Here is a 13,636-nt window from a genome sequence, read left to right on the forward strand (position 1 = left end):
GTGCCGGGGCTCTTGTGCGGGGTACGGACGGTCAGCCGCCGTAGCCGTAGCCGCCGTGTCCACCGGGGCCGGGGTTGCCCTTGTGGCCGCCGCCGTTGACGCAGGTGTTGCCGAAGGCCGGGTTCAGCAGGCCGATCACGTCCACGGTGTTCCCGCACACGTTGACCGGGATGTTGACCGGGACCTGGACGACGTTGCCCGACAGGACGCCGGGCGAACCGACGGCCTCGCCGTTGGCGCCCGCGTCCGCCAGCGCCAGGCCGGCGCCGCCGATGACCACGGCGCCGGTGCCGAGGGCGACACCCGCTGCCTTCGCGATGCGAGACATCACGTACTCCTTCTGACTCGTTGGGTGCGACGACAGGACGCGCCGTCGCACTCCCCCTTCAACGCGGCCACTCACTCCTGGTAACGGCGTTCGGGCGGTGGATCACCCTTTCTGAACAGCGGGGCCGGGTGCCGCTTCCGTGTGCGAGGGAAATTCGCTCGGAGCGGAGAGGGGCGCGCGGCTAGCCTCCGGACATGGCTACCGACACCGAACCGGTCGACCAAGTGATCCGTCTCTTCGCCGAGGAAAGCCGCGTGCGGGCCTTCGCCGCGGTCGCGCTGGGCGCCGGCACCCCTGCCGCGGTCGCCCGTACGGCGGGTCTGTCGGCGCGGGAGACGGCCGTGGCGCTGCACCGGCTGGGCGAGCAGGGCGTGGTGGTCGAGGGGGCCGACGGGGCCCTGGGGGTGGCGTACGACCTCTTCCGGGACCACGCGCGGGAGGCGGCGCGGCGTGAGCGCACCGTGGTGGGTCCGGTGGCGGGGGAGCCGGTGCTGCGGACCTTCGTCCGGGACGGTCGGCTGGTCCGGCTGCCGGCCCAGTGGACTCGCAAGAAGCTGGTGCTGCGGCACATCGCCGAGCAGACCTTCGAGCCGGGTGTCGCCTACCCGGAGCGGGTCGTCGACGAGAGGCTGCGGGCCTGGTGCGAGGACAGCGACGAGATCGACCATGTGACGCTCCGGCGCTACCTGGTGGATCTGCACCATCTGCGCCGGAGCGAGGGGATCTATCGCATGCCCTCCGCGGACGAGGCGTCAGGGGAGTCGTCGTACGGGTGAACCGGCCAGGTACGCCTCGATGTCCTCGACGGCCTGGCCGTAGTACGTCGCGTAGTTGGCCTGCGAGACATAGCCGAGGTGCGGGGTGGCGAGCAGGCGGGGGGCCGTCCGCAGGGGGTGGTCGGCGGGGAGGGGCTCGGTGTCGAAGACGTCCAGGGCCGCCCCGGCGATCCGGCCCTCGTGCAGGGCGGCGAGGAGGGCGTCCTGGTCGACGATCGCCGCGCGCGAGGTGTTGATCAGATGGGCGGTGGGCTTGAGGAGGGCGAGTTCGGCGGGGCCGAGCAGGCCCCGGGTGCGGTCGCCGAGGGCCAGGTGGACGGAGACGAAGTCGCCGGTGGCGAGGAGGTCCTGGAGGGACGGGGCGAGTTCCACGCCCACCTCGTCCGCGCGCTCCTGGGTGAGGTTCTGGCTCCAGGCGCTGACCCGCATGCCGAAGGCGAGGCCGACCTGGGCGACCCGGCTGCCGATCTTGCCGAGGCCGAGCAGTGCGAGCCGGCGGCCGTGCAGGTCGGCGCCGACGGTGGACTGCCAGGGGCCCTGGGCCCGCAGGGCGTTGCTCTCCTGGACGATCCCGCGGGCGAGGCCGAGGAGCAGCGCCCAGGTCAGCTCGACCGGCGGGGTCGACGAGCTGGCCGTGCCGCAGACGGTGACGCCGTGCGCCTCGGCGGCGTCGTAGTCGATGACGGTGTTGCGCATACCGGAGGCGACGAGCAGCTTCAGCCGGGGCAGGCGGGCGAACAGGGAGGCGGGGAAGGGGACGCGCTCGCGCAGGGTGACCACGATGTCGGCGTCGGCGAGAGCGGCGGCCAGCGCGTCCTCGTCGGCGAAGTGGCTGTCGTAGGAGACGATTTCGACCCGGTCCGCGAGCGGCGACCAGTCGGCGAGGGTGGTCGCCACCTGCTGGAAGTCGTCGAGCACGGCACAGCGCAGACGCATGTCGATCAGTCCCCCGTCGTGATGTCCGTCAGGATGATCGACTCTACGCCGCGTCACTGACAGTGGTACGAGGCGCTGTCAGTAGTAGTCGCGCATGATCTCGGTCGCCCAGGCGGGCTGGTCCGTGGGGCCCTGGGGGCCGAACTCGGCCATGTAGGGCTTGATGTCGAGGACCGGGGTGCCGTCGACGGCATCCAGGCCCTGGACATGGAGGTCGAGTCCGTCGGTGCGCAGCAGCCGGCAGCGGGAGACGCCGATGCGGTTGGGGCGGTTCTTGCCGCGCTGGGCGAAGATGCCGACCAGGGGCCAGTCGGTGTTGCCGCGGGGGTGCCGGGCGCCGGTCTCGACCTTCTCCGCCGGTACCCGGTCGAAGTGGTAGACGACCTCCAGGTGGGAGAAGGCGTCCAGCCCGGCGAGCGCCTCGGGCCCGAACCGGTCGGAGTCCAGCCGTATGACGGCGGTCTCCTTGCCCCAGTCGTCGTCCAGCACCTCGTCCCGTCCGCCGACGACCCGTCCCACGGGGACCGAGACGACCTCTTCCGGACTTTTCTCCTCGGGCACGCGGGAGCCCCTTCCGTCACTGGCCCTCGGGCGCGCACGGCCCAGGGCGCTCGGTCACATACCGCTGCGGGGGCCGGACATGAAAAGACCCCCTGCCCAAAGTACGTGGTCAGAAGGTGTGAGCGCCCCCGGCAGGACTCGAACCTGCGGCCAAGCGCTTAGAAGGCGCCTGCTCTATCCACTGAGCTACGGGGGCCGGGTGTGGTGGCCTCTGTCTTGGGTGCCCGGGTGTGGGCCGGTCCGTGACGTTGCCGGGGACAAGGATAGGGCTCCCACGACCTTGTCCCTGTTGCTTCGCCTCCGTGGCTCGATGTGGAGGTTCAGTGAAGCGGTCCTGATAATCGCAGGCAGGTACGAATCGTGCATCGCTTTTGCCGCCTCGCGCACCGGGTGTTGTGCACTCGTTATGCCTGGGCTGTGCCCGCGTCCCAGTCATCCCTTTCGTCCCTCGGGTCCGGTCGGCGCGCAGACATGCTCATATGCTTCAGAATTCCCCTAAAATTGGGCATTCTTCACATGTGGTGACCTTGGACGTACGGCCTCAGCTGCTCGACGCACTCTCCGCCCTGCGCGACCGTGTCGCCGCCGCACGCTTCCCGCTGCCCCTGGCGGGGGCCCCACGCGCGCGTGCCAACCGCGACGAACTGCTCGCCCAGCTCGACGACTATCTGGTGCCCCGGCTGAAGGACCCCGACGCGCCGCTGCTGGCCGTCGTGGGCGGTTCCACCGGCGCCGGCAAGTCGACCCTCGTCAACTCCCTTGTGGGCCGCCGGGTGAGCGAGGCGGGCGTGCTGCGGCCCACCACGCGGACACCGGTGCTGGTGTGCCACCCGGAGGACCATCACTGGTTCAGCGGGATGCGCGTACTGCCCGACCTCACGCGCGTGTGGGCGCCCCGCAAGGAAGCGGCGGACGACCTCCTGCTGCCCGGCGAGAACCCCGCGCGCGTGCTGCGCATCGAGACCGCCGACACCCTGCCGCCCGGCCTCGCCCTCCTCGACGCACCCGACATCGACTCCCTGGTGGCCGACAACCGCGTCCTCGCCGCCGAGCTGATCTGCGCGGCCGACGTGTGGATCATGGTCACCACGGCCGCCCGCTACGCCGACGCGGTCCCCTGGCACCTCCTGCGCACCGCCAAGGAGTACGACGCCACGCTGGTGACCGTCCTCGACCGGGTGCCGCACCAGGTCGTCTCCGAGGTCTCGCGGCAGTACGGCGCCCTGCTCACCAAGGCGGGCCTCGGCGAGGTGCCCCGGTTCACGGTTCCCGAGCTGCCCGAGTCGGCCTGGGGTGGCGGACTGCTGCCGGCCACCGCGGTGGCGCCGCTGCGGACCTGGCTCGTCCACCAGGTGCAGGATCCTGCGGCCCGGCAGTACACCGTCGCCCGTACGGCCCACGGCGTCCTCGCCTCCCTCAAGTCCCGGATGCCCGAGCTCGCCAGTGCCGCCGCCGCCCAGTACGCGGCCGCGCTGCGGCTCACCACCGCCGTCGAGAGCGCGTACGACACCGAGTACGCGCGCGTGCGGGGGCGGCTCCAGGCCGGGGCCGTGCTCGCCGGTGACGCCCTCAAGCGCTGGCGGGCCTTCCCCCTGGACTGCACCGCCGGTGAGCTCCTGGACGCCCTTGTGGAGAGCCTCGCAGCCCTCCTGCTGTGCTCGGTCACCGCCGCCGACGAGCGGGTCGCCGAGGCCTGGCGGCGCGAACCTGCGGCCACGGCACCGGAGCTGACCGACCGTGATCCGACCCCGGAGAGCGCCGAGCACCGGATCGGGATGGCCGTACGGCGGTGGCGGCGGGAGCTGGAGGAGTACGCGGAGGAAGAGGTCCGCGGCCTCGACCGGGGTGTCGCGCCCGACCCCGAGACCGTCGCCGCCCTCGTCGCCACCGCGCTGCTGGGCGGGCGCCGGGCCCGGGTCGCCGGTGAGGGGCTCGCCGAGCGGATCGGCGCCCATGGTGCGCTGCGGCTGCGGGACCGGGGCGGACGGCTGCTCGCCGAGCACCTCGACCGGGTCGTGCACACCGAACGCGAGCGCCGGCTCGCCCCGCTCGACGCACTCGAAGTGCACCTCGAACCCCAGGCCGAACTCATCGCCGCGCTGTCCGTACTGCAGAAGGAGAGGTGACCGATGACCGCCGTCACGGATCAGGACCACACGGAGCGGGCGGACCACCCGGAGCGGGCGGATAGCGCGGGGCACGCCGTAGCGGGAAGAGCCGTGTCCGAGGGCGCCGCCGCTGAGGACACCGGGCGCGAGGACAACGGGCGCGAGGACGCCGTAGCGGGGAGCGGGGACGGGGTGGACGAGGTGCCGGTCACGGTTGAGGGCGAGAAGAACTCCGTGAGTGAGAAGGAGCACGCGCGCGTGGAGGCCGGTGAAGGGCGGGCGGAGGGCAGGGGGCCGAAGCGGGCCCGGGCCGGGTTCGCGCGCGAGGAGGGTTCGCGCGGGCCCTCAGGGGCCGATCAGGCGCGAGCGGAGGCCGGCGTCGGCTCCCCTGGGGCCGCCGACGACGGCGCGACCGCAGACGGCGAGTCCGGGGACGCCTGGGACGACGGGCTCATCGCGCGGCGGGTCACCGCCGAGAGCGAGCAGGCCGCCGTCGTGGAGGCCCGCGGGCACAACGCGCCGCCCGCCGCCCCGCTGGCGTACGACGGCCCCCTGCGCTCGCGTCTGGACGCCCTGCGGGAGCTCATCGGGCTGTCACGGACCCGGCTCGACAGCCGGACGCTCGCCGAGGCCGGTCAGGTCCTGGACGAGGCCGCCGCCCGGCGCAGGCTCTCCGGACAGCACACCGTCGTCGCCATCGCGGGCGCGACCGGCAGCGGCAAGTCGCAGCTCTTCAACGCCCTCGCCGGAGTGGCCATCTCGGAGACCGGCGTGCGCCGGCCCACCACCGCGGCCCCGATCGCGTGCAGTTGGAGCGACGGCTCGGCCAGTCTCATCGAACGGCTCGGCATCCCGCCCCGGTTGCGGCGGCGCCCGCTCCAGAGCGCCGAGTCGGAGGCCCAGTTGCGCGGGCTCGTCCTGGTCGACCTGCCCGACCACGACTCGGCCGCCGTCCAGCACCGCGAGCACGTGGACCGGATCCTGGCGCTCGTCGACGCCGTCATCTGGGTCGTCGACCCGGAGAAGTACGCCGACGCGATGCTGCACGAGCGCTATCTGCGGCCCATGGCGGGCCACGCGGAGGTCATGTTCGTGGTCCTCAACCAGATCGACCGGCTGCCCGGGGAAGCCGCCGAGCAGGTCCTCGACGACCTGCGGCGACTGCTCGACGAGGACGGGATCGCGCTCGGGGAGTACGGCGAACCCGGCGCCACCGTGCTCGCGCTGTCCGCGCTCACCGGGGACGGCGTCGGCGAACTGCGGGAGACGCTCGGCCAGTTCGTCACCGAACGCGGGGCTCCCGCACGGCGGATCGCGGCCGACGTGGACGCGGCCGCGTGGCGGCTGCGGCCCGTCTACGCGACCGGGCGGCGCACCGGCCTGAGCGAGGAGGCGCGCGACGACTTCTCCGCGCGTCTCGCGGATGCGGTCGGCGCCACCGCGGCGGGCGAGGCCGCCGAACGCGCCTGGCTGCGCAACGCCAACCGCGCGTGCGGAACGCCGTGGCTGCGGCTGTGGCGCTGGTACCAGGACCGGCGCGAACCCGCCACCGGACGGCTGCCGTTGCGCGCCCCGGCCGACGAGGAGGCGACCGCGCGGCAACGGGTCGAGCAGGCCGTACGGACGCTCGCCGACCGGGCCTCGGCGGGACTGCCCGCGCCGTGGGCGCTGGCGGTGCGCGAGGCGGCCGTACGGGGCTCCCAGGGCCTGTCCGAGGCGCTGGACGAGCTGACGGCCCGGGCCGGGCTGCCGCCGGGCAGGCCGCCGCGTCCGGGCTGGTGGCCGGCGGCCGTGATGGTGCAGGCGTCCATGACGCTGCTCCAGATCGTCGGCGGCGCCTGGCTGGTGGGACAGATCGTCGGGGTCATGGCGCCGAACCTGGGGGTTCCGGTGCTGCTGATGGTGCTGGGCATCGTCGGCGGTCCGCTCGTCGAGTGGAGCTGCCGTATGGCGGCGCGGGGGCCCGCCCGGCGCTACGGCGTGGAGGCGGAGCGCCGGCTGCGGGAGGCGGCCGCCGGGTGCGGGCGGGCCCGGGTGCTGGACCCGGTGGCGGCCGAGCTGCTGCGGTACCGGGAGGTGCGGGAGCAGTACGGCAGGGTCGTCGGGGTGGCGTGACGAGGGTGGGGTGACAGGGTTCTCGTGGGGTGGGGTGGGGTGGGGTGGCAGGGCTCTCGTGTGGGCGACGTCCCTCGATCGGGTGGTGAGGTTTTCCACAGCCCGTGGACGGTCCACAGGGCGCAGCGGGCTCGGCCCGGCGGAGGCAGTCTGGCTTCGCGGCGATCGCGGTGACGCGGTCCCCGCACAGACGGCAACAGCCGTACGGGACGGGCCCGTACGCACGTCCGGGAGGGATGTCCGCGATGAACGAGACGATGATCTGCGCGGTGGGCAACGTGGCGACACAGCCGGTGTACCGCGAGCTGGCAACCGGCGCGTCGGTGCGGTTCCGGCTGGCGGCGACCGCGCGCTATCTGGACCGCGAGAAGAAGGAGTGGACGGACGGACACACCAACTTCTTCACGGTGTGGGCCAATCGCCAGCTCGCCACCAATGTGTCGGGGTCCGTCAATGTGGGCGATCCGGTGGTCGTCCAGGGCCGGTTGAAGATCCGGTCGGAGGTCCGCGAGGGGCAGCCGTCCTGGACCTCGGCCGACATCGACGCGGTGGCGATCGGCCACGACCTCGCGCGCGGCACCTCGGCCTTCCGGCGCACCCAGCGCGCGGAGACCGCGGGGCCGGGTGCGCCCGCGCGGCCGGAGCCCGCCTGGGAGACACCGCCGCCCGAGACCGAGGTCGAGGACCAGCGGGAGGCCGTCGCGGTGACGTGACATCGGGCAGATGTCGGTACTCCGGCCGAAGCACGGCTTATCGGCGAATGCGTTCCGGATGCTTCCGGTCGACTTGTCGATAAGCCCTTCCGGTGAAAGGGCCAGGCGATAACGATTCCGAGTCGGATCGATCTTCCGACCGCATCCCGGGAAGAGCGGCACGACCGCGTCCCTAGGATGCCGAACACAGCTCTCGGGGCTACTGATTCTGCTGGTGGGACCGCCACCCCGCTCGTCAACGGGTCCTGCCCGAAGGGGTATTCCGTGTTTTCTGCGTTCTCTGCGCTGTCCGTGCGCGGACGGGGAGCGGCTCGCCTCGCGGCCGCCACGTTCGTCTCCGGCCTGCTCGCGGCCGGTATGGCGGTGGCCGCCGCCGGCACGGCCGCCGCGGACGGGACGGCACAGGACCAGAGAGGCGCGACCGCGACCATAGGGGGCCTGAAGACCTACGGCGATGCGGTGATCCACGACACCGACGGCGATCTCCCGGTGCCCGCAGGGCTGTTCGAGATGTCCGTCGAGGGCGGGGGCACCCTCCAGACCTACTGCGTCGACCTCTACAACCCGACGCAGAAGGACGCCAAGTACCACGAGACCGACTGGAGCGGGACCTCACTGGGGGCCAACAAGAACGCGGGGAAGATCCGTTGGATCCTCCAGAACTCCTATCCCCAGGTGAACAACCTCGCGGCGCTCGCCGCCCGGGCCGGTGTCTCCGCGGGTCTGACCGAGCAGGACGCGGCGGCCGGGACCCAGGTGGCGATCTGGCGCTACTCGGACGCCGCGAACGTGGACGCCGTCGACCCGCAGGCCGAGAAGCTCGCGGACTACCTGGAGAAGAGCGCCCGTGACCTCGCGGAGCCGGCGGCCTCGCTGACGCTGGACCCGCCCGCGGTCTCCGGCCGGCCCGGCGGGCTGATCGGCCCGGTGACCGTGCACACCAACGCGGCCGGTACGACGGTCACGCCGCAGGCCGACGCGGCGATGAGCGGGGTGCGGATCGTCGACAAGGACGGCAGGCCGGTCACCTCCGCGGGCAACGACAGCGAGCTCTGGTTCGACGTGCCCGAGGACGCGGCGGCGGGCTCGGCCGGTCTGACCGTGCAGGCCTCCACCACCGTGCCGGTCGGGCGGGCCTTCGCCTCGGAGAGCCGGAGCCAGACCCAGATCCTGGCCGGCTCCAGCGAGTCGACGGTCTCGGCGACGGCGAGCGCGAGCTGGGCGCAGCAGGGGGCCGTCCCCGCCCTGTCCGCGGCCCGCAACTGCACCAAGGGCGGCCTGGACATCACGGCCACGAACCAGGGCGACGAGGAGTTCGGGTTCGAGCTCATGGGCACGCAGTACGCCATCGCGGCCGGGGAGACCCGTACGGTGACGGTCCCGCTCCAGGAGGACCAGGCGTACGACTTCACCATCAAGGGGCCCGACGGTCTCTCGGAGCGCTTCACCGGGGTCCTGGACTGCCGCACCCGCAGCGCCGAGAAGGGCACCACGACCCAGACCCTCAGTGAGCCGAGCCCCGCCACGGTGGCGGCGCCCTCCGCCGACGTCAACCTCGCCGAGACCGGCGGTTCCGCGACGACGCCGCTGATCGCCGGTACCGCGATCGGGCTGGTCGTGATCGGGGGCACGTTCCTGGTCGTCACGGGCAGGAAGCAGAACCGCACGCACGACTGACCTCGACGCGCCGTCGCGGGCAGAATGGCCCGCATGACGAAGTCAACCGCGTCAGCGGCGCGTCACCCGTCCTCGGAGTCCGTGCTGTCCCTGTGGTCGCAGGACTCGGTGCTGTCGATCGGCTCGGTGGGCTCGGTGCTGTCCATCGGTTCCATGGGCTCGGCCCTCTCGGTCGGCTCGATCGGCAGCGCCCTGTCCGTCGGCTCGATCGGCTCGGCCCTGTCCGTGATCTCCACGGGGTCATGGCTGAGCCTGGGGTCCCTGTTCTCGGCGCAGTCGACCTGGTCGGTGCTGTCGTGGCGCGGACACCGCGGCCTGATGCAGTCCGCGGGGGTCGGCGCGGGAGCGGTCGCCGTGGGGGCCGCGGTGTGGCTGGCGGTGCGGGGGAGTGCGGACGGGTAGGGAGCTGTCCGGCGGAAAGGGCCGGCTGCGGGGTGTGGACGGTGATCGCACAGGGGGCTTGGTCGTGCTGATCTTCCGGGCCCACGGCATCTCGGCACTCGGCGACGACCGGTCCCGGCCGGTCGTCTGCCCTCGGCCGTGGTGAACGCCCAGGTCACAGCCCCCCGACCGAACGGGTTACCACCCAAGGGTGGACCTCAGGCAAGATGGGGTGTATCTGCCCACTGCCAGATTTCAAGCTGCCGGACGGTTTCTCTTGGCTGAGTACATCTACACCATGCGCAAGACGCGCAAGGCAATCGGCGACAAGGTCATCCTTGACGACGTCTCGCTGAACTTCCTGCCCGGCGCGAAGATCGGTGTGGTCGGCCCGAACGGTGCCGGTAAGTCCACGATCCTGAAGATCATGGCGGGGCTGGACCAGCCGTCGAACGGTGACGCGTTCCTCGCACCCGGTTACACCGTCGGCATCCTCCTCCAGGAGCCCCCGCTCAACGAGGAGAAGACCGTCCTGGAGAACGTCCAGGAGGGTGTCGCCGAGGTCAAGGGCAAGCTCGACCGGTTCAACGAGATCGCCGAGCTGATGGCCACCGACTACAGCGACGCGCTGCTCGACGAGATGGGCAAGCTCCAGGAGGAGCTCGACCACGCCAACGCGTGGGACCTCGACGCCCAGCTGGAGCAGGCCATGGACGCCCTCGGCTGCCCGCCCGGCGACTGGCAGGTCACCAACCTCTCCGGTGGTGAGAAGCGGCGTGTGGCGCTGTGCAAGCTCCTGCTGGAGGCCCCCGACCTGCTGCTCCTCGACGAGCCCACCAACCACCTCGACGCCGAGTCGGTGAACTGGCTGGAGCAGCACCTCGCCAAGTACGACGGCACCATCGTCGCCGTCACCCACGACCGGTACTTCCTGGACAACGTGGCCGGCTGGATCTGCGAGGTCGACCGCGGCCGCCTGCACGGCTACGAGGGCAACTACTCCAAGTACCTCGAGACCAAGCAGACCCGTCTCAAGGTCGAGGGCCAGAAGGACGCCAAGCGCGCCAAGCGGCTCAAGGAAGAGCTCGAGTGGGTCCGCTCCAACGCCAAGGGACGGCAGGCCAAGTCCAAGGCCCGTCTCGCGCGGTACGAGGAGATGGCCGCCGAGGCCGACAAGATGCGGAAGCTGGACTTCGAGGAGATCCAGATCCCGCCGGGCCCGCGGCTCGGCAGCATCGTCGTCGAGGTGAACAACCTCAGCAAGGGCTTCGGCGACAAGCTCCTCATCGACGACCTCAGCTTCACCCTGCCGCGCAACGGCATCGTGGGTGTCATCGGCCCCAACGGCGCCGGCAAGACCACCCTCTTCAAGATGATCCAGGGTCTGGAGACCCCGGACTCCGGCTCCATCAAGGTCGGCGAGACCGTGAAGATCTCGTACGTCGACCAGAGCCGCGCCAACATCGACCCGAAGAAGACCCTCTGGGCGGTCGTGTCGGACGAGCTGGACTACATCAACGTGGGCCAGGTCGAGATGCCGAGCCGCGCGTACGTGTCCGCGTTCGGCTTCAAGGGCCCGGACCAGCAGAAGCCCGCCGGTGTCCTCTCCGGCGGTGAGCGCAACCGTCTCAACCTGGCGCTCACCCTCAAGCAGGGCGGCAACCTGCTGCTCCTCGACGAGCCGACCAACGACCTCGACGTCGAGACCCTCGGCTCGCTGGAGAACGCGCTCCTGGAGTTCCCGGGCGCGGCCGTGGTCGTCTCCCACGACCGCTGGTTCCTGGACCGGGTGGCCACGCACATCCTCGCCTACGAGGGCGACTCCAAGTGGTTCTGGTTCGAGGGCAACTTCGAGTCGTACGAGAAGAACAAGATCGAGCGGCTCGGCCCGGACGCCGCGCGTCCGCACCGCGCCACCTACAAGAAGCTGACCCGGGGCTGATCGATCTTGCGTCACCTCTACCGCTGCCCGCTGCGCTGGTCCGACATGGATGCCTACGGCCATGTCAACAACGCCGTCTTCGTCCGCTACCTGGAGGAAGCCCGGATCGACTTCCTCTTCCGGCCGGAGAAGGACTTCCGGCAGGGGTCCGTGGTGGCGCGCCACGAGATCGACTACAAGCGTCAGCTCGTCCACCGGCACCACCCGGTGGACATCGAGCTGTGGGTCTCGCAGATCAGAGCGGCGTCCTTCACCATCTCCTACGAGGTGAAGGACGACGACCTGGTCTACGTACGGGCCTCGACGGTGGTCGTGCCGTTCGACTTCGAGGCGCAGCGGCCGCGCCGGATCACCGCCGAGGAACGGGAGTTCCTGGAGGGGTACCGGGACGAGGACAAGGAGGAGGCCGTCGCCGCATGACGGTGCTCCATCTCGCCGACGAGTCGGAGGCGGCCGACCTCGCCGCCTTCCTCACCCGGCTGCTCCACTACGACCGCTCGGCCGCGGTGCGCCTCCAGGGGGCCGGCACCGCGCTCGCCGTCTTCGGACGGCCGCCGTCCTTCGAGGTGCTGGCGATCCGCGCGGTGCGGCTCGCGAAGCCGTACGAGAACGGGCTCGACGTCTCCCTGGACGTGACCGTGTCCGCCGGCGAGCTCCTGGAGTCCGTCGACGAGAGCGCGGGCACGGCGGTCGTGCCGGCGGCGGTGACCGGTCCGCCCTGGGCCGGGGTGCTGCCGCCGCGCGGCGGGTGGCAGCCCGTGGACGGTCTTCCGGCGCCGGAGGCGCTGCGTGCGCTCGTCCTCAGCGGGGTCGCCGAATTCCGTTCCCGTACCGAGGAGTTGGGGCCCGAGGGGCGTACCAGGGCCGAACTCGACCGCATCGGGCGGGAGATCTGGTCCCGGACCGTGGCGGACACCCGGCTTCCCGTGCGGGCCGTGCACGCGGCCCAGTCGCTCGGGTTCCTGCGGCCCGGCGGTGAGTCCGCGCTGTTCTCCTCCGGAGCGTGGCTGCGGCTGCGCACGCCGTACGGCTCGATAGCCGTACGGCAAGGGGGACTTGGGACGCTCGGCGTCAGCGTGCGCTGACCGCCGCGTCGACCCTTCAGTCCCGGTCGCTGTCGTCCGGCCACACCCCGATGTGGTCCGGTTCCAGTTCCAGCGCGACCCGGTCGCGCATGCCCAGTGCCTCGATGTGCTCCTTCGGGAGCTGGAGGCGGCCCGCGCGGTCCAGCATCGCGTACTCCCGCGCCACCATGGTCTCGTGGCCCGTGGTCGCGTCGACCTGACTGCGGCGCAGGACCTCCGTGGCCGTACGGCCGTCCCGGATGGCCACCGCGCGGCGGACCTCCGAGGCCACGGCCTGGTCGTGGGTGACGATGACGATCGTCGTGCCGAGCTGCTCGTTGGCCGTGCGGAACGCGGCGAAGATCTGTTCCGCGGTGTGGGAGTCGAGTTCGCCTGTCGGTTCGTCGGCGAGCAGGACCGCGGGGTCGTTGGCCAGCGCGACCGCGATCGCCACGCGCTGCTGCTGGCCGCCGGACATCTGGTGCGGGCGGCGGTTGCGGCAGTCCGCCACCTCCAGCAACTCCAGCAGTTCCAGGGCCCGTTCGGTCTGGGCGCGGCGGGATGTCCGGGCGCCGGAGAGCTGGATGGGCAGGGTGATGTTCTGGGCCGCGGTGAGATAGGGGAGCAGATTGCGGGAGGTCTGCTGCCAGACGAAGCCGACGGTCCTGCGGCGATAGGCCAGGCGGTCCTTCGCGGTCATGGTGAGCAGGTCGTGGCCGGCGACCCGGGCCGCCCCCGCGGTGGGGGTGTCGAGGCCGGCGAGGATGTTCATGAGGGTGGACTTGCCGCTGCCGGACGCGCCCACCAGGGCGAGGAGTTCACCCTCGCGCACCAGGAGGTCGAGGCCCTGGAGGGCCTGGACCTCCACGCCGTCCGTGGTGAAGATGCGGACGAGCCGGTCGCAGGTGATCAGGGCGTCGTGGCCGTAGCCGGGCCGGTTGCGGGCGGCGGTCGCCCGCTGGGCCAGATCCGTGAGGGTGGGGTTCGTGGTCATGGGCCTTCTCCTGGACTGCGGTCCGGCATCAGGGCTGTTCA

The 13,636-nt window shown here is 71.7% G+C and carries 13 protein-coding genes and 1 tRNA gene; 9 read left to right on the top strand and 5 right to left on the bottom strand.

Annotated features, from left to right (window positions below):
* Positions 1–31 precede the first annotated feature (31 nt).
* Positions 32–328 (bottom strand): chaplin, encoded by a 297-nt coding sequence (locus tag IF54_RS0103645; RefSeq protein WP_030314400.1) that lies wholly within the window; start codon positions 326–328, stop codon positions 32–34.
* A 194-nt stretch (positions 329–522) separates the two neighbouring features.
* On the opposite strand from IF54_RS0103645, the gene IF54_RS0103650 reads away from it, so the two are divergent.
* The gene (locus tag IF54_RS0103650) at positions 523–1,104 is read left to right on the top strand and encodes a DUF2087 domain-containing protein (protein WP_030314402.1); all 582 of its coding nucleotides are present in this window, start codon (positions 523–525) and stop codon (positions 1,102–1,104) included.
* Here the strand turns inward: IF54_RS0103650 and IF54_RS0103655 are convergent.
* The 3 genes from IF54_RS0103655 to IF54_RS0103665 form a co-directional block, all read right to left on the bottom strand.
* Entirely contained in the window at positions 1,081–2,040 is a 960-nt protein-coding gene (locus IF54_RS0103655) for a D-2-hydroxyacid dehydrogenase family protein (protein WP_030314405.1), read from the bottom strand. The genes IF54_RS0103650 and IF54_RS0103655 overlap by 24 nt on opposite strands.
* Before the next feature lie 78 nt (positions 2,041–2,118).
* Positions 2,119–2,601 (bottom strand): SAM-dependent methyltransferase, encoded by a 483-nt coding sequence (locus IF54_RS0103660; protein WP_030314407.1) that lies wholly within the window; start codon positions 2,599–2,601, stop codon positions 2,119–2,121.
* Between the two features lie 123 nt (positions 2,602–2,724).
* Positions 2,725–2,797: transfer RNA gene (locus IF54_RS0103665), tRNA-Arg, on the bottom strand.
* Positions 2,798–3,119: 322 nt separating this feature from the next.
* Here IF54_RS0103665 and IF54_RS0103670 point away from each other — a divergent pair.
* The 8 genes from IF54_RS0103670 (at position 3,120) to IF54_RS0103705 (ending at position 12,622) form a co-directional block, all read left to right on the top strand.
* Entirely contained in the window at positions 3,120–4,727 is a 1,608-nt protein-coding gene (locus IF54_RS0103670) for a dynamin family protein (protein ID WP_030314409.1), read from the top strand.
* Positions 4,728–4,730: 3 nt separating this feature from the next.
* Positions 4,731–6,824: a YfjP family GTPase gene (locus IF54_RS0103675; RefSeq protein WP_030314411.1), complete on the top strand. Its 2,094-nt coding sequence runs from the start codon at positions 4,731–4,733 to the stop codon at positions 6,822–6,824.
* Between the two features lie 245 nt (positions 6,825–7,069).
* The gene (locus IF54_RS0103680; RefSeq protein ID WP_030314413.1) at positions 7,070–7,537 is read left to right on the top strand and encodes a single-stranded DNA-binding protein; all 468 of its coding nucleotides are present in this window, start codon (positions 7,070–7,072) and stop codon (positions 7,535–7,537) included.
* Between the two features lie 264 nt (positions 7,538–7,801).
* Positions 7,802–9,214: a Cys-Gln thioester bond-forming surface protein gene (locus tag IF54_RS0103685; protein ID WP_030314420.1), complete on the top strand. Its 1,413-nt coding sequence runs from the start codon at positions 7,802–7,804 to the stop codon at positions 9,212–9,214.
* A 33-nt stretch (positions 9,215–9,247) separates the two neighbouring features.
* Complete coding sequence (locus IF54_RS0103690) at positions 9,248–9,616, top strand: hypothetical protein (RefSeq protein WP_030314422.1); 369 nt, start codon at positions 9,248–9,250, stop codon at positions 9,614–9,616.
* 256 nt (positions 9,617–9,872) lie between these two features.
* Positions 9,873–11,537 (top strand): energy-dependent translational throttle protein EttA, encoded by a 1,665-nt coding sequence (gene ettA, locus IF54_RS0103695; RefSeq protein WP_030314424.1) that lies wholly within the window; start codon positions 9,873–9,875, stop codon positions 11,535–11,537.
* Positions 11,538–11,543: 6 nt separating this feature from the next.
* Positions 11,544–11,957: an acyl-CoA thioesterase gene (locus tag IF54_RS0103700; RefSeq protein WP_030314425.1), complete on the top strand. Its 414-nt coding sequence runs from the start codon at positions 11,544–11,546 to the stop codon at positions 11,955–11,957.
* Entirely contained in the window at positions 11,954–12,622 is a 669-nt protein-coding gene (locus IF54_RS0103705; protein WP_030314427.1) for a hypothetical protein, read from the top strand. Before IF54_RS0103700 ends, IF54_RS0103705 begins: the two co-directional genes overlap by 4 nt.
* A 16-nt stretch (positions 12,623–12,638) precedes the next feature.
* On the opposite strand, the gene IF54_RS0103710 is transcribed toward IF54_RS0103705, so the two are convergent.
* Entirely contained in the window at positions 12,639–13,595 is a 957-nt protein-coding gene (locus IF54_RS0103710) for an ABC transporter ATP-binding protein (protein ID WP_030314429.1), read from the bottom strand.
* Positions 13,596–13,636: the final 41 nt, after the last annotated feature.

The organism is Streptomyces sp. NRRL B-3229, from assembly GCF_000719505.1.
GTDB classification, from domain to species: Bacteria; Actinomycetota; Actinomycetes; order Streptomycetales; family Streptomycetaceae; genus Streptomyces; species Streptomyces griseorubiginosus.

Excerpts from the sequence above, each read along its gene's own strand:
- IF54_RS0103645 (WP_030314400.1), bottom strand. The coding sequence starts at position 328 with ATGTCTCGCATCGCGAAGGCAGCGGGTGTCGCCCTCGGCACCGGCGCC.
- IF54_RS0103650 (WP_030314402.1), top strand. The coding sequence starts at position 523 with ATGGCTACCGACACCGAACCGGTCGACCAAGTGATCCGTCTCTTCGCC.
- IF54_RS0103655 (WP_030314405.1), bottom strand. The coding sequence starts at position 2,040 with ATGCGTCTGCGCTGTGCCGTGCTCGACGACTTCCAGCAGGTGGCGACC.
- IF54_RS0103675 (WP_030314411.1), top strand. The coding sequence starts at position 4,731 with ATGACCGCCGTCACGGATCAGGACCACACGGAGCGGGCGGACCACCCG.
- IF54_RS0103680 (WP_030314413.1), top strand. The coding sequence starts at position 7,070 with ATGAACGAGACGATGATCTGCGCGGTGGGCAACGTGGCGACACAGCCG.
- IF54_RS0103690 (WP_030314422.1), top strand. The coding sequence starts at position 9,248 with ATGACGAAGTCAACCGCGTCAGCGGCGCGTCACCCGTCCTCGGAGTCC.
- IF54_RS0103705 (WP_030314427.1), top strand. The coding sequence starts at position 11,954 with ATGACGGTGCTCCATCTCGCCGACGAGTCGGAGGCGGCCGACCTCGCC.
- IF54_RS0103710 (WP_030314429.1), bottom strand. The coding sequence starts at position 13,595 with ATGACCACGAACCCCACCCTCACGGATCTGGCCCAGCGGGCGACCGCC.